General features: G+C 71.3%; 14 protein-coding genes and 1 pseudogene. 3 read left to right on the top strand and 12 right to left on the bottom strand.

What is annotated here, in order from left to right:
• Positions 1-141: 141 nt before the first annotated feature.
• The 11 genes and pseudogenes from ACFY2Z_RS02190 to ACFY2Z_RS02140 form a co-directional block, all read right to left on the bottom strand.
• The gene (locus ACFY2Z_RS02190; protein WP_210719133.1) at positions 142-429 is read right to left on the bottom strand and encodes an RNA polymerase-binding protein RbpA; all 288 of its coding nucleotides are present in this window, start codon (positions 427-429) and stop codon (positions 142-144) included.
• A gap of 275 nt (positions 430-704) precedes the next feature.
• Entirely contained in the window at positions 705-941 is a 237-nt protein-coding gene (gene secG, locus ACFY2Z_RS02185) for a preprotein translocase subunit SecG (protein WP_311697112.1), read from the bottom strand.
• Between the two features lie 131 nt (positions 942-1,072).
• Entirely contained in the window at positions 1,073-1,849 is a 777-nt protein-coding gene (tpiA, locus tag ACFY2Z_RS02180) for a triose-phosphate isomerase (RefSeq protein WP_390742256.1), read from the bottom strand.
• A gap of 6 nt (positions 1,850-1,855) precedes the next feature.
• Entirely contained in the window at positions 1,856-3,067 is a 1,212-nt protein-coding gene (locus ACFY2Z_RS02175; RefSeq protein WP_390742255.1) for a phosphoglycerate kinase, read from the bottom strand.
• Between the two features lie 165 nt (positions 3,068-3,232).
• Complete coding sequence (gap, locus tag ACFY2Z_RS02170; RefSeq protein ID WP_311697109.1) at positions 3,233-4,240, bottom strand: type I glyceraldehyde-3-phosphate dehydrogenase; 1,008 nt, start codon at positions 4,238-4,240, stop codon at positions 3,233-3,235.
• A 227-nt stretch (positions 4,241-4,467) separates the two neighbouring features.
• Positions 4,468-7,421: pseudogene (locus ACFY2Z_RS02165) on the bottom strand (M14 family zinc carboxypeptidase).
• A gap of 153 nt (positions 7,422-7,574) precedes the next feature.
• Positions 7,575-8,564, bottom strand: coding sequence for a DNA-binding protein WhiA (gene whiA / locus ACFY2Z_RS02160; protein WP_390742254.1), 990 nt, complete (start codon positions 8,562-8,564; stop codon positions 7,575-7,577).
• The gene (yvcK, locus tag ACFY2Z_RS02155) at positions 8,555-9,598 is read right to left on the bottom strand and encodes a uridine diphosphate-N-acetylglucosamine-binding protein YvcK (protein WP_355903572.1); all 1,044 of its coding nucleotides are present in this window, start codon (positions 9,596-9,598) and stop codon (positions 8,555-8,557) included. The genes whiA and yvcK overlap by 10 nt, the downstream gene beginning before the upstream one ends.
• Positions 9,595-10,599, bottom strand: coding sequence for an RNase adapter RapZ (gene rapZ / locus ACFY2Z_RS02150; protein WP_390742253.1), 1,005 nt, complete (start codon positions 10,597-10,599; stop codon positions 9,595-9,597). Before rapZ ends, yvcK begins: the two co-directional genes overlap by 4 nt.
• Positions 10,596-12,632, bottom strand: a complete 2,037-nt coding sequence (uvrC, locus tag ACFY2Z_RS02145; protein WP_390742252.1) for an excinuclease ABC subunit UvrC — start codon at positions 12,630-12,632, stop codon at positions 10,596-10,598. Before uvrC ends, rapZ begins: the two co-directional genes overlap by 4 nt.
• Positions 12,633-12,642: 10 nt before the next feature.
• A complete protein-coding gene (locus ACFY2Z_RS02140) occupies positions 12,643-12,897 on the bottom strand; it encodes a hypothetical protein (RefSeq protein WP_390742251.1) in 255 nt (84 codons plus the stop codon).
• A gap of 186 nt (positions 12,898-13,083) precedes the next feature.
• Here ACFY2Z_RS02140 and ACFY2Z_RS02135 point away from each other — a divergent pair, with 186 nt between their 5' ends.
• Positions 13,084-14,040, top strand: coding sequence for a hypothetical protein (locus ACFY2Z_RS02135; protein WP_390742250.1), 957 nt, complete (start codon positions 13,084-13,086; stop codon positions 14,038-14,040).
• A gap of 534 nt (positions 14,041-14,574) precedes the next feature.
• On the opposite strand, the gene ACFY2Z_RS02130 is transcribed toward ACFY2Z_RS02135, so the two are convergent.
• Positions 14,575-15,003, bottom strand: a complete 429-nt coding sequence (locus tag ACFY2Z_RS02130) for a Rieske 2Fe-2S domain-containing protein (RefSeq protein ID WP_390742249.1) — start codon at positions 15,001-15,003, stop codon at positions 14,575-14,577.
• Positions 15,004-15,240: 237 nt separating this feature from the next.
• Between ACFY2Z_RS02130 and ACFY2Z_RS02125 the strand changes: the two genes are divergently transcribed.
• On the top strand, positions 15,241-16,329 hold the full coding sequence (locus ACFY2Z_RS02125; protein ID WP_390742248.1) for a LacI family DNA-binding transcriptional regulator: 1,089 nt from the start codon (positions 15,241-15,243) through the stop codon (positions 16,327-16,329).
• Entirely contained in the window at positions 16,326-17,237 is a 912-nt protein-coding gene (locus tag ACFY2Z_RS02120) for a carbohydrate kinase (protein WP_390742247.1), read from the top strand. Before ACFY2Z_RS02125 ends, ACFY2Z_RS02120 begins: the two co-directional genes overlap by 4 nt.
• Positions 17,238-17,265 lie beyond the last annotated feature (28 nt).

The following is a 17,265-nucleotide window of genomic DNA, read 5'->3' as shown; positions in this document are numbered from 1 at the left end:
CAGCGGACCACGGCCGCGAGCGCGGGCGCACAGGGGCGCACACCGGAGGCACCACGGACACGCGGGGTGAAGGCGGCCCGCCACCGGTGAGGAAAACCGGCTCCGGCCGGGCACCATACGGTGCCCGGCCGGACTCAGCTACTAGATCTCGCCCCGCAGTTTGGCGAGCGCCTCGGCGAGGATCGCCTCGCCGTCCGCGTCGCTGCGGCGCTCCCGCACGTAGGCGAGGTGCGTCTTGTAGGGCTCGGTACGCGGCGGAGCCGGCGGGTTGTCCCGGTCCTGACCGGCCGGAAAGCCGCAACGCGGGCAGTCCCAGGTGTCGGGAACCTGCGCGTCGCTGGCGAAGCTCGGCTGGGTCTCGTGCCCGTTGGAGCACCAGAAGGAGACGCGCAGACGCGGCGCGGATTCGCCGCGCTCGGCCTCGCCCATCGGCCCCGCCCCGACCCGGCTTCCTCGGATCGCGTTGCCACTTGCCACGTCGTAACTCCCTGCGTGATGGTGCCGCGAAGCGAGTCGGCGTTTCGCTTCGCCGCGAGCGCCTCAGTCTACGTAAGGCCCAACGCGCGTCCAGTGATGGGAGTTACCCCCGCCCCCAGACGCACGCCCCATGATAGGCCGCGTCCGAAGACGCGCACCGGACATGGGGCGTTACGTACTTCTTCATGCGCGGTCTGCCGACACCGGCCCGCGCACCCTCTCGAGCTTCAGCTCTTGACCTTCATCAGGATGCCGAGCACCACGATGCACGCCAACCAGAGCAGACCGATCACGATGGTGATCCGGTCGAGGTTGCGCTCGGCGACCGAGGAGCCGCCGACGGAGGACTGCATGCCGCCACCGAACATGTCGGAGAGGCCGCCGCCCTTTCCCTTGTGCATCAGCACCAGCAGCATCAGCAGCAGGCTGAAGATGATCAGGGCGATCGAGAACCCCAAAACCACGGCTGGACCAACTTCCTCGGACTCGGATGGACGACGGGGGCACGGTGGACGGCCACCATGCCCCCGCAAGGGTACGACGGATCGCCCCTAGGACACACTCACGGCTGCTCGGTTCGCCCGGGGGACGCCGATCACTGGTCGCGGAAGCGGACGATCTTGACGAACTCGTCGGCGTCCAGCGAGGCACCGCCGACCAGAGCGCCGTCAATGTCCGGCTTTGACATGATTTCGGCCACATTGCCCGACTTCACGGAGCCGCCGTACTGGATGCGGACCTTGTCGGCCACGTCCTGCGAGTACAGCTCGACGATCTTGCCGCGGATCGCCGCGCAGACCTCCTGCGCGTCGTCGGCACCGCAGACCTTGCCGGTACCGATGGCCCAGACCGGCTCGTAGGCGATCACGAGGGACTCGACCTGCTCGGCCGTGAGGTCCTTCAGCCCGCCCTCGACCTGCGCGAGCGTGTGCCCGACGTGGTCGCCGGCCTCGCGGATCTCCAGCTCCTCGCCGACGCACAGGATCGGGGTCAGACCGTGCTTGAAGGCCGCCTTGGCCTTCGCGTTCACCAGCTCGTCGCTCTCCTGGTGGTACTGCCGGCGCTCGGAGTGGCCGATCACCACGTAGGTGCACTTCAGCTTGGCCAGCATCGGGCCCGAGATCTCGCCGGTGTAGGCGCCGGAGTCGTGCGCCGAGACGTCCTGGGCACCGTACTTGATCTTGAGCTTGTCGCCGTCGACCAGCGTCTGCACGGAGCGCAGGTCGGTGAAGGGCGGCAGGACGGCGACCTCGACGGCCTCGTAGTCCTTGTCGGCCAGGGCGAAGGCGAGCTTCTGGACGTGGGCGATGGCCTCGAGGTGGTTGAGGTTCATCTTCCAGTTGCCCGCCATCAGCGGCGTGCGGGTACTCATCGAGGTTCAGTCCTCCAGTGCGGCAAGGCCGGGGAGCGTCTTGCCCTCGAGGTACTCGAGAGAGGCGCCGCCACCGGTCGAGATGTGGCCGAATGCGGACTCGTCGAAGCCCAGGGTGCGGACGGCCGCGGCGGAGTCGCCGCCACCGACCACGGTGAAGCCCGGGGAGTCGACGAGGGCCTGGGCGACCGCCTTGGTGCCCTCGGCGTAGTCGGGGTGCTCGAAGACTCCCATGGGGCCGTTCCAGAAGACGGTGGCGGCGTCGGCGAGCTTCGATGCGTACAGCTTGCGGGTCTCCGGACCGATGTCCAGGCCCTCCTGGTCCGCCGGGATCGCGTCCGCGGCGACGACGGTGGGGTTGGCCGGAGCCTTGGTCTTCAGGTCCGGGAAGTCCGGCGAGACCAGCACGTCGACGGGGAGGAGCAGCTCTACGCCACGCTTCTCCGCACGCTCGATGTACTCGGTGACGGCCGGGATCTGGTCCTCCTGGAGGAGGGAGATGCCGACCTCGTAGCCCTTGGCCTTGAGGAAGGTGTACGCCATGCCGCCGCCGATGAGCAGCCGGTCGGCCTTGTCGAGCAGCTGGTCGATCACGGCCAGCTTGTCCGAGACCTTGGCGCCGCCCAGGACGACGACGTACGGGCGCTTGACGTCCTCGGTGAGCTTCTGCAGGACGTTGACCTCGGTGGCGATGAGGTAGCCGGCGTAGTGCGGCAGCCGGGCCGGGAGGTCGTAGACGGAGGCGTGCTTGCGGTGCACCGCGCCGAAGCCGTCACCCACGTACACATCGGCGAGGGCGGCGAGACGGTCGGCGAACTCGCCGCGCTCGGTGTCGTCCTTGGCGGTCTCGCCGGGGTTGAAGCGCAGGTTCTCGATGACCGCGACCTGGCCCGGCTGGAGGCCGTTCACCGCGTCGTGGGCGGCGGGGCCGACGGTGTCCTGGGCGAAGGCCACGGGCGCGCCGAGCAGTTCGGCGAGGCGCTCGGCGGCGGGCAGCAGCGAGAACGCCGGATCCGGGGCGCCCTTGGGGCGGCCCAGGTGCGAGGCGACGACCACCTTGGCGCCCGCCGCGGCGAGGGCCTTGACGGTGGGCAGCACGGCGCGGATACGGCCGTCGTCGGTGATGAGGCCGTCGGCCAGCGGGACGTTCAGGTCGGCGCGGACGAAGACCCGCTTGCCGTCCACGCCTTCGGCGAGAAGTTCGTCGATCGTCTTCATAGGGACTCCATGGAGAGGGCTCTTGATCGTACGAGGGCTGATCGTTCTGCACACAAGGGGCCCCGCCGTGGGCGGAGCCGCTCGCTGCACGTGAGTCAGGGCTCGGGCAGCGCGCGCGTGCGCTGCCCGAGCCCTGTTCTCACATCAAGGTGCCTGCTTCGGCGATCAGAGCTGGTTGCCGACGAAGACCGTCAGGTCGACGAGGCGGTTGGAGTAGCCCCACTCGTTGTCGTACCAACCGATGACCTTCACGTTCTTGCCGTCCTGGACCATGGTCAGGGAGGAGTCGAAGGTGCAGGACGCCGGGGCGTTGACGATGTCGGAGGAGACGATCGGGTCCTCCGTGTACTCGAGCAGACCCTTCAGCTCACCCTCCGCGGCCTTCTGGAAGGCGGCGTTGACCTCTTCCTTGGTGACCTCGCGGGAGAGCTCGACCACCAGGTCGGTGACCGAGCCGGTCGGGACCGGGACGCGCATGGCGATGCCGTCCAGCTTGCCCTTGAGCTGCGGCAGGACCAGGGCGGTGGCCTTGGCGGCACCGGTGGTGGTCGGGATGATGTTCTCGGCGGCGGCGCGGGCGCGGCGCAGGTCCTTGTGCGGGAAGTCCAGGATGCGCTGGTCGTTCGTGTACGCGTGCACCGTGGTCATCAGACCCTTGACGATGCCGAAGTTCTCGTCGAGGACCTTCGCCATCGGCGCCACGCAGTTGGTGGTGCAGGAGGCGTTGGAGATGACGTGGTGGTTCGCCGGGTCGTAGACGTCCTGGTTGACGCCCATGACGATGGTGACGTCCTCATTCTTGGCCGGGGCCGAGATGATGACCTTCTTCGCGCCCCCGGCGATGTGCTTCTCGGCGTCTTCCTTCTTGGTGAAGATGCCGGTCGACTCGATGACGATGTCGACGCCCAGCTCACCCCAGGGGATGTCGGCCGGGTTGCGCTCGGACAGGACCTTGATGGTCCTCCCGCCGACGGTGATGGTGTCCTCGGTGTGGGACACCTCCTCCTTGAGGCGGCCGAGGATGGTGTCGTACTTCAGCAGGTGAGCGGTGGTCGCGGTGTCACCCAGGTCGTTGACAGCCACGATCTCGATGTCTGCACCCTGCTCCAGCAGCGCGCGGAAGTAGTTACGACCGATGCGGCCGAAGCCGTTGATGCCTACGCGGATCGTCACGAACCGATCTCCTCGTGGTACGCCGGCTTTCGACGCCGGCGAGCTTTGTTTGGGATGTCCCCGACCGCCTACGACCCTACCTCCCTGAGGCCCCCGGAGTGACATCGAGATGGCTCATACACGGCAGTGTGGTCCGTACCCGCCAGTAGGGGTACGGACCGCCCTGCTCTGCAGGCCCCATCACCCCTTCCGGCGATACGGAACCAACTGCCGTTGACTACAGGGGGTCAGCCGTCGAGAGCGGCGAGCGCCTTGCCCATCAGCGCGGTCCGGTCGGCCGCCGAGATGATGTGCTCCAGGCCGAAACCGAGGAGCACGGTGCGGTCCGTGGTGACCGCGCCGTAGGTGCGGAACAGCGCCCCGGTGCGCGCCCAGTCCTTGAGGACGGCGGGGCTGCCCGCGGGCGGGCCGGGCACGTTCCAGGCACCGAGGGAGACCTCGAAGCCCTCGGTCTCGGTGGCGCTGCCGCCGACGACGAGCGAGGCGTCGTCGGCGAGGACGCCTCGGCCGCCGGTGCTCGGGTCGGTGATGTAGCTCAGCGAGACCTCGACCGTCTTGCCGGCGTAGGCGCTCAGGTCGAAGGTCACCTGCTGCCAGCCGCTGGAGGCGCCGGTGAGGCTGTGCCAGGCGCCGGTGGTGCCGGTCGCGGCGCAGCCGCCCGCCGTCACGGTCAGATAGTGCTTGAGCCAGGGGTGCTCGCCGACGAGGAACCCGGCCCCGCAGTCCGCCGGGACGGCGTCGCTCGTGGCGCCCCCGGCCTCCGGCAGCGTGGTCCAGTCGTCGGCCCCGAGGGTGTGGATCTCGGCCACGGCGTGGTCGTAGCCGGGCTCGGTGTCCCACAGCAGCCGGGTGCGCAGCGCGGGCCGGTCGGCGGCGGTCACCTCGGTGAGGTCGAGGCTGCGGGTGAGCCGCTTGTACCCGTCGTCGGTGTGGACGGCCGCCGCCATGGACGAGCCGGCGTAGGGCCCGTACGGGTTGACGGTGCCGGCGAACTGGCCCGCACCGGCGCTCGCGAACCGGGGGTATGTCCCGGCGGGCAGCCGGTCCGAGGTGACGCCGTAGGTGCCGGCCCTGTCCAGGGGGTTGCCGGGCGCCTCGCCGAGCGTCCCGGTGACTCCGTCGAGCGCGCCGGAACCGGTGAATCCGGTGGCCCCCGGGGTCGAGGTGCGCGAGTAGGCGCCCAGGTAGTACTGGCTGAAGTCGTCCGAGAGGGTGCCGTCACCGAGGTCGACGGCGCCGCCCGCCTGCTCGCCCGCCTCGATGAGTCTCCCGCCCTCGTTGAGGAAGGCGCGCAGCTGGAGCTGGGTGGCGTTGCCCGGGATGCCCGCGCCCGTGTAGTGGACGACCGTGCCGAAGTGACCGAGGACGCCTAGCGCGTCGGGGGCACCCTGGGTGGCGACGTCCCAGACGAGCGCCGTGCGTCCGCTCGCCCTCAGCGCGTCGACGTAGGTCCGCGCCTGGGTGGCCTTGGCGCCCTCCTCGGCGACCACGAGGACGTCCGCCTTCGGCCGGCCGGCCACGGTGTACGTGAAGTGCGGGCTGGATGTCTTCCTGCCGCTCGCGGCTCGCCCGTGAACCACACCTCGACCCGGTCGCCCGGGCCGCCGTCCTTCACCTCGGCCCGGTACTCGTCGAAGTAGAGGTTGTCGTCGCCGCCGTACGTCTCGCCGCCCTTCCAGGGCCGGAGCGCCATGTCCCGGGTACGACCGCCGTTGACGCGGTACTTCAGTTCCTTGTCGCGCACCGACTTGCGGACGACGACGGAGACCTCCTGGTTCGCACCGCGCGCGTACGACGTCGGGAACGCGGCCGGGGTGAAGTCCGGCGCGTCGAGGGCGACCGACGAGGACGGCCGGTCGGGGTGGGTGGCGGTCTCGGCGACGGAGAGTGCGAACGGAACGTTCTTCTCGAACTCCTGCTGGATCAGCTTCTCGTCGTCGGGGAAGTTGAAGACCGACGCGCAGTCGGCCGCGTTCCAGGCGTCGTTCGGGTCGGTGTTCGAGGCGGTCTGGCAGGTCGACATCTCGGGGGTGAACATCGCCATGCCGTTGACGTTGGCGGCCTGGCCGTCCGCCTCGCCGTTCGTGGTGTACAACTCCGAGGAGACCTGGGAGTGATAGCCGGGAATCGCCGGGTTGTCAGGAGTGCCGGCGAGCGCCTTGTACAGGACGTCGTCCGGGGTCGGCGTGGCCACCTGCCAGCCCACTCCGTACAGCAGCAGCTCGGCCGCGGAGTGGTAGTTGATGCCGTAGGTGAACCGAACGCGCTTTTCGAAGGCGTCCAGCGCCCGGGTCTCGGGCTCCGACGCGGGGCTCGGTCCGCGATAGGTCTGGCTGGTGGGGTTGGGGGACGAACCCTCGTCGTCGTAGCCCCACTTGTAGGCGAAGTTACGGTTGAGGTCGACCCCGTCGCCGACTCCGATGACGCCGTCGCCGTTGGCGTCCCTCAGGTTCTTGCGCCACAGGCGCGTGGCGGGCTCCTTGAAGGTGTAGTCGTAGCCGTCGGGGTTGGCGGAGAGCACGAACCACAGTTCCGTGGAGTCGACGATCTTCTTGATGCGCCGGTCGATGGCGTAGTGGTCCAGGTAGTAGTGCATCAGCCGGCGGGTCGTCTCCGGAGTGATCCACTCGCGCGCGTGCTGGTTCGCCAGGTAGAGCACGGAGGGCCGGGAGCCGTCCCGGGAGGTCTTCGCGTTCTTGGTCAGCTTGAGCGCGAGGATGTCCTGTCCTCGTACGGTCCTGCCGATGGAGACGACCTTCGTCAGACCGGGATGGGCCCGGCCGGTCGCGACGATCTCCTCCTCCAGGCCGCCCTTGCCGCTGTACGGGCGGAACACGCCCTGGGAGGCGTCCTCGACCCGCTTCTCCGCCTTGACGGACAGGGTGTGCTCGGTGAGCGACACGCCCTGCTTCCTGAGCTTTCGCGCCTGCCGGCCGGTGAGGTAGACCTCGACGGTGCTCCGCCCGTGCCCGGTCGTCCGCTGCCCGAGCTCACGGCCGTCCTGCCCGGCCTGGAGCAGCAGGGGTATCTGCTTCTGGGTGATGTCGGCCCGATAGACCCCGACCTCGTCCGGATCGGGCGCCGGGGACGTGCCGGTCTGCGCCTGGGCTATGGGTGCGAGACCCGCTCCGCCGAGCAGGAGTGCGCCGACGGCGAGGATCGATCTCGCTCTGTGTCTCATGGACCCCCCTAGCAGTGGCTCGCCACGGCGGCGAGCACGTGCCAGGCTCATGACAATTCATGATCGAGTCAAGAGCGCCCCAAGGACACACAAACAGGCCGGTGCCGACGCCCCGAACGGGCGTCGGCACCGGCCTCTCGGAGGGCGTGTTCGTCAGCCCGCCATGTTGTCCGCCAACTCCTCGGTGAGGTTGGACTCCGTCCCCGGGATGCCCAGGTCCGCGGCGCGCTTGTCGGCCATCGCCAGCAACCGGCGGATACGCCCCGCGACCGCGTCCTTGGTCAGCGGCGGGTCGGCGAGGGCGCCCAGCTCCTCCAGGGAGGCCTGCTTGTGCTCCATGCGCAGCCGCCCCGCCGCCGCGAGGTGCTCCGGGACCTCCTCGCCGAGGATCTCCAGGGCACGGGCGACACGCGCGCCGGCGGCGACGGCGGCACGGGCCGAGCGGCGCAGATTGGCGTCGTCGAAGTTGGCGAGGCGGTTCGCCGTGGCCCTGACCTCGCGGCGCATCCGCCGCTCCTCCCAGGCGAGCACGGACTCGTGCGCGCCGAGCCGGGTCAGCAGCGCACCGATCGCGTCACCGTCCCGGACGACGACGCGGTCCACGCCTCGCACCTCCCGGGCCTTGGCGGCGATCGACAGGCGGCGGGCGGCGCCGACCAGTGCGAGCGCGGCCTCCGGGCCGGGGCAGGTCACCTCCAGGGAGGACGAGCGGCCGGGCTCCGTCAGCGAGCCGTGCGCCAGGAACGCGCCGCGCCAGGCCGCCTCGGCGTCGCAGGTGGCCCCCGAGACCACCTGCGGGGGCAGGCCGCGGATCGGGCGGCCACGGCCGTCCACCAGGCCGGTCTGCCGGGCGAGCTGGTCGCCGCCGCCCACCACGCGCACCACATAGCGGGAGCCGCGGCGCAGTCCGCCGGGGGCCATCACGATCAGTTCGGAGCTGTGGCCGAAGATCTCCAGGATGTCCCGCTTGAGACGCCGGGCCGCCATCGCCGTGTCCAGCTCCGCCTCGATCACGATGCGTCCGCTGACCAGGTGCAGTCCGCCCGCGAACCGCAGGATCGCCGAGACCTCCGCCTTTCTGCAGCAGGTCCGGGTGACGGGTAGCCGGGAGATCTCGTCCTTCACCGCTGCCGTCATCGCCATGGGCCGATCCTTCCATGCATCCGAAAAATACGGTCGTACGCGGCGGCCAGCAGCTCCGGGTCGTGCCGCGGGGTTCCGTCGGTACGAGCCACCGGCGCCAGCTCGACCGCTGCGCCGAACCGCTTGGCGGCCTCGGTCAACGAGGCGCGGTCGGGCACCGCGGCCTGGTCGGCCAGCACCACGTCCAGGGCGAGTTTAGGGGCGTGTCGTCCCAAAACCTCCAAATGACGCTGCGGTGAGAACCCTTCGGTCTCTCCCGGCTGCGGCGCGAGGTTCAGAGACAGCACCCGACGGGCCTTGGTCTCCATGAGCGCGTCCAGGAGCTCGGGCACGAGCAGATGCGGGATCACCGAGGAGAACCAGGAGCCGGGCCCGAGCACCACCCAGTCGGCGTCCAGGACCGCGGCGACGGCCTCCGGCACGGCCGGCGGGTCGGGCGGCACGAGGTGCACCGACTGCACCTCTCCCCGGGTGAGCGCGACGGTCGCCTGTCCCCGTACGGTGCCGACCTCGTCCGGGTGCTCCGGGTCGTGGCCCTTGACCAGGGCCTGGAGTTCCAGGGGGACGGCGGACATGGGCAGCACCCGGCCGTGGGCGCCCAGCAGCCTGCCCACCAGGTCGAGGGCCTGGACATGGTCGCCGAGCTGCTCCCACAGGGCGACGATCAGCAGATTGCCGACCGCGTGGTCGTGCAGATCGCCCCGGGAGTGGAAGCGGTGCTGGATGACACGGGCCCAGGTCTGGCCCCAGTCGTCGTCGCCGCACAGCGCGGCCAGCGCCTTGCGCAGGTCGCCGGGCGGCAGCACGCCCAGCTCGTCACGCAGACGCCCGCTGGAGCCGCCGTCGTCGGCGACGGTGACGACAGCGGTGAGGTCGCCGGTGATCCGGCGCAGAGCGGCGAGCGAGGCGGACAGGCCCATGCCTCCGCCGAGGGCGACCACCTTGGGCTGGGTGCCGCGGCGGCGCGGCCTGCCGCCGCGGCCCTCGGGCACCACTCGGCGCAGCCTGCTCAGCCGCAGAGTTCGTCCGGTCACTCGCGCCCCATGTCCCGGTGCACGACCACGGTCTCCACTCCCTCGGAGGCCAGGCGGGCGGCCAGCTTCTCGGACATGGCGACGGAACGGTGCTTGCCCCCCGTGCAGCCGATGGCGATCGTCACATAGCGCTTGCCCTCACGGCGGTACCCGGCCGCGATGAGCCGGAGCAGCTCGGCGTACCGGTCGAGGAACTCCTTGGCGCCGGGCTGGTTGAAGACATACGCGGCGACCTCCTCGTTGAGGCCGGTGTAGGGGCGCAGCTCCGGCACCCAGTGCGGGTTGGGCAGGAACCGCATGTCCGCGACCAGGTCGGCGTCGACCGGCAGGCCGTACTTGAACCCGAAGGACATGACGGTGGCCCGGAGCTCGGGCTCCTCCTCGCCGGCGAACTGGGCGTCCATCTTGGCGCGCAGCTCGTGCACGTTCAGGCTGGAGGTGTCGATCACCAGATCGGCGTCGCCGCGCAGCTCGCGCAGCAGCTCGCGCTCGGCGGCGATCCCGTCGACGATGCGGCCGTCGCCCTGCAGAGGATGCGGCCTGCGCACCGACTCGAAGCGGCGGACCAGGGCGTCGTCGGAGGACTCCAGGAAGACGATCCGCCGGGTGACGTGCTTGGCCTCCAGGTCGGCCAGGGACTCGCGCAGGTTGTCGAAGAAGCGCCGGCCGCGGACGTCCACGACGACCGCGATCCGGGCGACGTTGCCCTGGGAGCGGGCGCCCAGCTCCACCATGGTGGGGATCAGCGCGGGAGGCAGGTTGTCGACGACGAACCAGCCGAGGTCCTCCAGACACTTGGCGGCCGTCGAACGGCCGGCGCCGGACATGCCGGAGATGATCACCAGCTCGGGGATGCCCGCGTCGGCCGCCCCGGCCGTCTCACTACTCACCTGTTCTCCGTTTTCCTGGACCGTCGCCTGCGTCCGGTCCTCGCCCATCTCGCTCGGGGCGGTCTGGCCCTGGGCTGAGCGTTCTTCTGCGCTCTGGTCGTGCTCAGTCATGTCTCCTGCCCCCGTCGCTCGTCCGGGGCACCCGCGGACACGGGCTCCCCGGGGGAACCCGGCATCGTCCCGGATTCTTCCTCTTCCATGATCTCTCCAGTCGCCGTGTTCACGGCGGGTGCGGCCGGAGCCGCCTGGGCGAGGGCCACGGCGATCGTCTCGGCCGTCTTGCGGCCGATCCCGGGGACCTCCTGAATCTGGTCGATTGTCGCGGATCGCAGCTTTTTCACCGAGCCGAAATGCTTCACGAGCGCCTGTTTACGGGTGTCACCGAGTCCCGGCACCTCGTCCAGGGGGCTCGACCTGATGCGTTTGGCCCGCTTGGTGCGCTGATAGGTGATCGCGAAGCGGTGGGCCTCGTCCCGGACGCGCTGGAGCAGATACAGACCCTCGCTGGTGCGGGGCAGAACCACCGGGTCGTCCTCCTCCGGCAGCCAGACCTCCTCCAGACGCTTGGCGAGACCGCACACGGCGATGTCGTCGATGCCCAGGTCGTCCAGGGCCCGACGGGCGGCGGCGACCTGCGGCTGCCCGCCGTCGACCACCACGAGCTGCGGTGGGTAGGCGAACCGCTTGGGCCGTCCGTCGTCCTCGGTCGGGGCGATCTCCCCGTCCGCCCACTCGCCCGTCTTCTCCTTCTCCGCGAGGTAGCGCCGGAAGCGGCGGGTGATCACCTCGTGCATGGAGCGGACGTCGTCCTGGCCCTCGAAGCCCTTGATCTGGAAGCGGCGGTACTCGCTCTTGCGCTGCAGTCCGTCCTCGAAGACGACCATGGAGGCCACCACGTCCTCGCCCTGGAGATGCGAGATGTCGTAGCACTCGATGCGCAGCGGGGCGCTGTCGAGGTCCAGTGCCTCGGCGATCTCCTCCAGGGCGCGGGAGCGGGTGGTCAGGTCGGAGGCGCGCTTGGTCTTGTGCAGGGCGAGCGCCTGCAGGGCGTTGCGCTGCACGGTCTCCATGAGCGCCTTCTTGTCGCCGCGCTGGGGGATGCGCAGCGACACGTTGGACCCGCGGCGGCCGGTGAGCCAGTCCTGGACCGGCTCTATGGGGTCGGGCAGCGCGGGGACGAGGACCTCCTTGGGCACGGAGTCGCCCGTCTCCTCGCCGTAGAGCTGCTGGAGGGCGTGCTCGACGAGAGCGCCGGTCGTGACGTCCTCCACCTTGTCGGTGACCCAGCCGCGCTGACCGCGCACGCGCCCGCCGCGCACATGGAAGATCTGCACGGCCGCCTCCAGCTCGTCCTCGGCGACCGCGATGAGATCGGCGTCGGTCGCGTCGGTGAGCACGACCGCGTTCTTCTCCATGGCCTTCTTCAGGGCCTCGATGTCGTCGCGCAGACGGCCGGCCCGCTCGTACTCCATGTCCTCGGCGGCCTCCGTCATCTGCTTCTCCAGACGGCGGAGGTACGCGCCCGTGCGGCCGGCCATGAAGTCGCAGAACTCCTCGGCCAGTTCGGTGTGGTCCTCGGGCGAGATCCGGCCGACGCAGGGCGCGGAGCACTTGCCGATGTAGCCGAGCAGACAGGGGCGGCCGGTGCGGGCGGCGTTCTTGAAGACGCCCGCCGAGCAGGTGCGCACGGGGAACACACGCAGCAGCAGGTCCACGGTGTCGCGGATCGCCCACGCGTGGGAGTACGGCCCGAAGTAGCGCACGCCCTTGCGCTTCTGGCCGCGCATCACCTGCACGCGCGGGAACTCCTCGTTCATCGTCACCGCGAGGTAGGGGTAGCTCTTGTCGTCGCGGTACTTGACGTTGAACCGGGGGTCGAACTCCTTGATCCAGGTGTACTCCAGCTGCAGAGCCTCGACCTCGGTGGACACCACGGTCCACTCCACGGATGCGGCCGTGGTGACCATGGTGCGGGTGCGCGGGTGGAGGCCCGCCAGGTCCTGGAAGTAGTTCGCCAGGCGCTGACGCAGGCTCTTCGCCTTTCCGACGTAGATCACCCGGCGGTGCTCGTCCCGGAACCTGTAGACCCCGGGAGAGTCCGGGATCTCGCCCGGCTTGGGTCGGTAGCTGGAGGGGTCGGCCATGTCTCACACCCTACTGGCGGGCGCCGACACCGCGGCGCCCCTGTGGACAACCTCCGGCGGGATCCCGCCCCGGCCCCGCCGGGCCGTCCGGGCCCGCCCGGTCGCCCTCTTCAAGGCGACGCGCCGACGCGGAGTCGCCGTCCGGCCGGATCGCGGGGGCGGCCTTGTCGGCCACACCCGCGGCGAGCCCGCGGATGTCCGATTTCGGCACCTCCGCACAGCAGTCGGTGATCGCGCCACAGCAGCGGGTACAGCCTTCGGCCATGGTCCGCCGTCCGTCGGAACTCAAGTGTTGTCGGGGCTTGGTCAACACGCTTCAATGCGGGAAAACTTCGGGCCGCCGCCGGAGAGGTTCGCTTGTGAACGGACCTCACACGCCTCCGGCGTGGCCCGGTACGACCCCGCGCGCGGTCCGACCAGCCGCCGCGCACCTTCACAGAAAGGCCCCTGTATGCGGCACGGCACACAGCACGCGGACGTCGTTCCGGTCGTTCCGGCGGAGTTGGCGGCAGCCCTGCGCGGCGGCCCCTTCCATGTCGCTCTGCGCGCCGCGATCACCGCCCGCGGACTGCCGCTGCAACGCGTGCAGCACCATCTGTCGCGATACGGGGTCAGGGTCGGGGTGACGAGCCTGAGCTACTGGCAGCAAGGGGCGCGCCGCCCCCAGCGTCCCGAGTCCCTGCGCGCCGTACGGGCCCTGGAGGAGATCCTCCAGCTGCCCGACGAGTCGCTCATCCGGCTGCTCGCCGAGACCGCCGGGCCGACCGGCCCCGACCGTCCGACGGGCCGGTCCTACCGCTCCCTGGTGGAGGCCTCGGACGTGCTGGAGCGGCTCCTCGCTGAGCTGGAGGCGCCGCTCGACAGCGGACTGCACACCATCGGCCTTCAGGACCACGTCCGTATCGGCGCGCGCCGCGAGCTGCTGGCCAGGGAGTCGCAGCACATCGTGCGTGCCCACACGGACGGGGTGGACCGCTATCTCGCCATCCACCACGGGGACCCGGAGTGCGCCCCCGAGCGGATCGCGGTGCACGCGCTGGAGAACTGCCGCACCGGCCGGGTGCGCCGGCACCGCGACACCGGCATCCTCGTCGCCGAACTGCTCTTCGGCACCCGGCTGCACGCTGGGGATACGTTTCTCTTCCGCTACGCCTTCGAGGACGGCACCGCCGGCGCGTCCTGTGAATACGTCCGCGGGTTCGGTCTGGCGGGCGGCCAGTACGCGCTTCAGGTGCGCTTCGACGAGGAGGCGCTGCCGGTGCGCTGCCACCGGTTCAGCCAGCACAACCCCGCCGCTCCCCGCAGCGGCCGCCAGGAGCTGCGGCTGAGCGGGAGCCACCGTTCGGTGCACCTGGTGGAGCCGAGGGTGCGGTCGGGGATGGTGGGGATCGGGTGGGACTGGGAGTGATCCGAGGCCGCTGAGCTTCGGGCCCGGTGAGCCCGCTGGGCCGCCGGGCGCGCTGGGCCGCCGGGCGCGCCGCCGCCGGGCGCGCTGCCGCCGGGCGGGCGGGCGGGCGCGGTTTCGGGCGGGCGCGGTCAGGCGTCGGGCGGGCGGGCGCGGTCAGGCGTCCGGCGGGCGGGCGCATCGAGGCGCCGGGCGGACGCGCTCAGGCGTCCGGCGGGCGGGCGCGGTCAGGCGCCGGGCGGGCGCGGTCAGGCGCCGGGCGGACGCGCTCAGGCGTCCGGCGGGCGGGCGCGGTCAGGCGCCGGGCGGACGCGGTCAGGCGTCCGGCGGGCGGGCGCGGTCAGGCGCCGGGCGGACGCGCTCAGGCGTCCGGCGGGCGGGCGCGGTCAGGCGCCGGGCGGACGCGCTCAGGCGTCCGGCGGGGCGGGCCATCGAGGCGCCGGGCGGACGCGTTGAGGCGTCGGGCGAAGGCAGCCGCGTCCGGTGGTCAGGCCGTCGGGCCCGCTGAGCCGTCGGCCGGTCGAGCCCGCAGGGTGGTCAGGCCGTCGGGCCCGCCACGATCCGGCCGTTCTTGACCTCGACGGACAGCTCGTGCAGCGGCTCGGTGGCCGGGGCCTGCACCACCTTGCCCGTGACGGCGTCGAACCGGCTTCCGTGGCAGGGGCAGATCAGCGTCGTGCCCGCCAGCTTGTTGATGGCGCATCCCGCGTGCGTGCAGATGGTGCTGTACGCCTTCAGGGAGCCGTTCGCGGCGCGGCTCACGACGACGTTCTCGTCCCGGTACAGCTTCGCGCTCCCCGCGGGAACCTCGCTCTCGGGTCCGAGCGCGACCGGGGCGGTGGGCGTGGCCTGCGTCGCGCCGGAGTCGCCGCCGGGCGAACAGGCCGCGATTCCCAGCCCGGCGACCGGGGTGAGCGCCGCCCCGCGCAGAACGGTACGACGGCTCGCGGAGGGACGGGCGGACATGAGATCTCCACTGGTCAGGGGGCGGTGCCCGCCGGATGGGTGACAGGCCGACGATACCGGTGGCGGACATTCCGCCCACGGCCGGGCCGGCGGTGCCCGACGTCGGGCACAGAAGGTGCTCAGCGTCGGCACAGAAGGTGCTCGGCGTCGGACCCGGACGTAAGCGCTCGCGCAAGCGTTTACGTCGGCCGCCGAATGGGATACGTTCCCGCCCTGACGCCCGAGAAGGGGGACACGTTGGCGACGATGGCCGATGTCGCACGGAGCGCGGGTGTGTCCGTCGCGACCGTCTCCCATGTGCTCAACGACACCCGCCCCGTGCTGCCCCACACCCGCCAGGCCGTCCTGGACGCCATCGACGAACTCGGCTACACCCCGAACACGCTCGCCCGCTCCCTGGTGACCTCGCGCACCCGGTCCATCGGGCTCGCGGTGTCGGCCATCAGCAATCCGTACTTCACGGAGATCCTCCAGGGTGTCGAGGCCCGCGCCCGGGAGCACGGCTACGGCCTGCTCATCGCCGATCCGCACGACGACCCGGAGCACGAGCGCGAGGTCGTCCGGCTCCTGCACGAGCGCCGGGTCGACGGCGTGATCGTCGCCCCCTCCGCGGACCCGCGCGGGCTCCTCGCCCTCCTCGCGCGCCACCGCGTCCCGACGGTGTTCCTCGACCGCCTGGCCTCCCCTGCCGCTGCGCACGAGGACACCGTGGGCGCCCCCACAGAGGACGAGGACACCCACGGCGCCTTCCGCTTCGACCAGATCTGCGCCGAGAACGCCGCCCCCGTGGCCCGCCTGGTCACCCACCTCGCCGGACTCGGCCACCGGCGGATCGGCCTGGTCGCGGGTCTGCCCGGGTTCAGCACCACGACCGAGCGGATCAACGGGTACCGGCACGGTCTCGCGGCCGCCGGGCTCCCCCACGACGAGCGGCTGGTCGTTCACGGCGACTCCGCGGCGGAGGGCGGCCGGCGCGCCACGGCCGCCCTGCTGTCGCTCGCCGCACGGCCCACGGCCCTGGTGACCGCCAACAACGCGATGACCATCGGAGCACTGCGGGCGCTGCGCGATCACGGGCTGTCCGTACCGGACGACCTGGCGCTCGTCTGTTTCGACGACTTCGCCTGGGCCGATCTGTTCACGCCCCGGCTCACCGCCGTCGCCCAGCCCAGCAAGGAGATCGGCGCGGAGGCCGTGCGGCTGCTCCTGGAACGTCTCGACGCGCCGGACCGTCCCTCCCGCACCGTGCGGCTCCCCTGCACCTTCGTCCACCGCACCTCGTGCGGCTGCCCCGACACCCATTCCGAGAAGGGAACCGTCTCGTGATCATCGTCGCCGGTGAGGCCCTGATCGACCTGGTCCCGCAGGATGCGGGCGCCCTCGCACCGTTGCGGCCGGCGCTCGGCGGCGGCCCCTACAACACCGCTGTGGCCCTCGGCCGGCTCGGCTCCCCGACGGCCTTCTGCTCCCGTCTGTCCTCCGACTCCTTCGGAGAGGCCCTGCTCGACGGGCTGCGTGCGGCGGGCGTGGACGTGTCGGCGGTGCAGCGGGGCCCGGAGCCGACCACGCTGGCCGTCGCCACGATCGACGACCATGGCTCGGCCGCATACTCCTTCTACGTCGACGGCAGCGCCGACCGGCTGTTCACGGCACCGGAACGCCTGCCGCAGGGCACGCGGGCGGTCTCGTTCGGCACCTGCTCCCTAGTCCTGGAACCGGGGGCGAGCGCCTACGAGGAACTGATGCGCCGTGCCGCCGCCCAGGGCGTGTTCACCGCTCTCGACCCGAACATCCGCGCGGGCCTGATCCCGGACCCCGACGCCTACCGGGCCCGCTTCAAGAGCTGGCTGCCGTCGGTGTGCCTGCTCAAGCTCTCCGCCGAGGACGCTCAGTGGCTGGGCGGCACCCCGCAGGAATGGCTGGCCTCCGGGCCCTCCGCGGTGGTGATCACCCACGGGCGCGACGGCATGACGGTCTTCACCCGCGACGGGGCGCAGCATTCCGTGCCAGGGGTGCCGGTCGAGGTCGTGGACACCATCGGTGCCGGGGACACGGTGAACGCGGCGCTGCTGCACGGCCTGGCCGCGCACGACGCTCTCTCCCCGGAGGCGGCAGCCGCCCTGGACGCCGACGACTGGTGTGAACTGCTGCGCTTCGCGGCCCGTGCCGCGGCGATCACCTGCTCGCGGGCCGGCGCGGAACCGCCGTACGCGTCCGAGCTGACCGCCTCGTAGCCCGGCCGTCCAACGCGCGGCGCCCCGC

The sequence above is a fragment of the Streptomyces sp. NPDC001222 genome, assembly GCF_042896945.1.
GTDB lineage: Bacteria > Actinomycetota > Actinomycetes > Streptomycetales > Streptomycetaceae > Streptomyces > Streptomyces gibsoniae.
Note: the sequence above shows the minus strand (reverse complement) of the source record. Positions and strands in the feature narration are given on the sequence as shown.

What these genes read in the sequence shown, in the direction of transcription:
- ACFY2Z_RS02190 (WP_210719133.1), bottom strand. Translation starts at nt 429, where the DNA reads ATGGGCGAGGCCGAGCGCGGCGAATCCGCGCCGCGTCTGCGCGTCTCC.
- tpiA (WP_390742256.1), bottom strand. Translation starts at nt 1,849, where the DNA reads ATGAGTACCCGCACGCCGCTGATGGCGGGCAACTGGAAGATGAACCTC.
- ACFY2Z_RS02175 (WP_390742255.1), bottom strand. Translation starts at nt 3,067, where the DNA reads ATGAAGACGATCGACGAACTTCTCGCCGAAGGCGTGGACGGCAAGCGG.
- whiA (WP_390742254.1), bottom strand. Translation starts at nt 8,564, where the DNA reads ATGGCGATGACGGCAGCGGTGAAGGACGAGATCTCCCGGCTACCCGTC.
- rapZ (WP_390742253.1), bottom strand. Translation starts at nt 10,599, where the DNA reads ATGACTGAGCACGACCAGAGCGCAGAAGAACGCTCAGCCCAGGGCCAG.
- uvrC (WP_390742252.1), bottom strand. Translation starts at nt 12,632, where the DNA reads ATGGCCGACCCCTCCAGCTACCGACCCAAGCCGGGCGAGATCCCGGAC.
- ACFY2Z_RS02140 (WP_390742251.1), bottom strand. Translation starts at nt 12,897, where the DNA reads ATGGCCGAAGGCTGTACCCGCTGCTGTGGCGCGATCACCGACTGCTGT.
- ACFY2Z_RS02135 (WP_390742250.1), top strand. Translation starts at nt 13,084, where the DNA reads ATGCGGCACGGCACACAGCACGCGGACGTCGTTCCGGTCGTTCCGGCG.
- ACFY2Z_RS02130 (WP_390742249.1), bottom strand. Translation starts at nt 15,003, where the DNA reads ATGTCCGCCCGTCCCTCCGCGAGCCGTCGTACCGTTCTGCGCGGGGCG.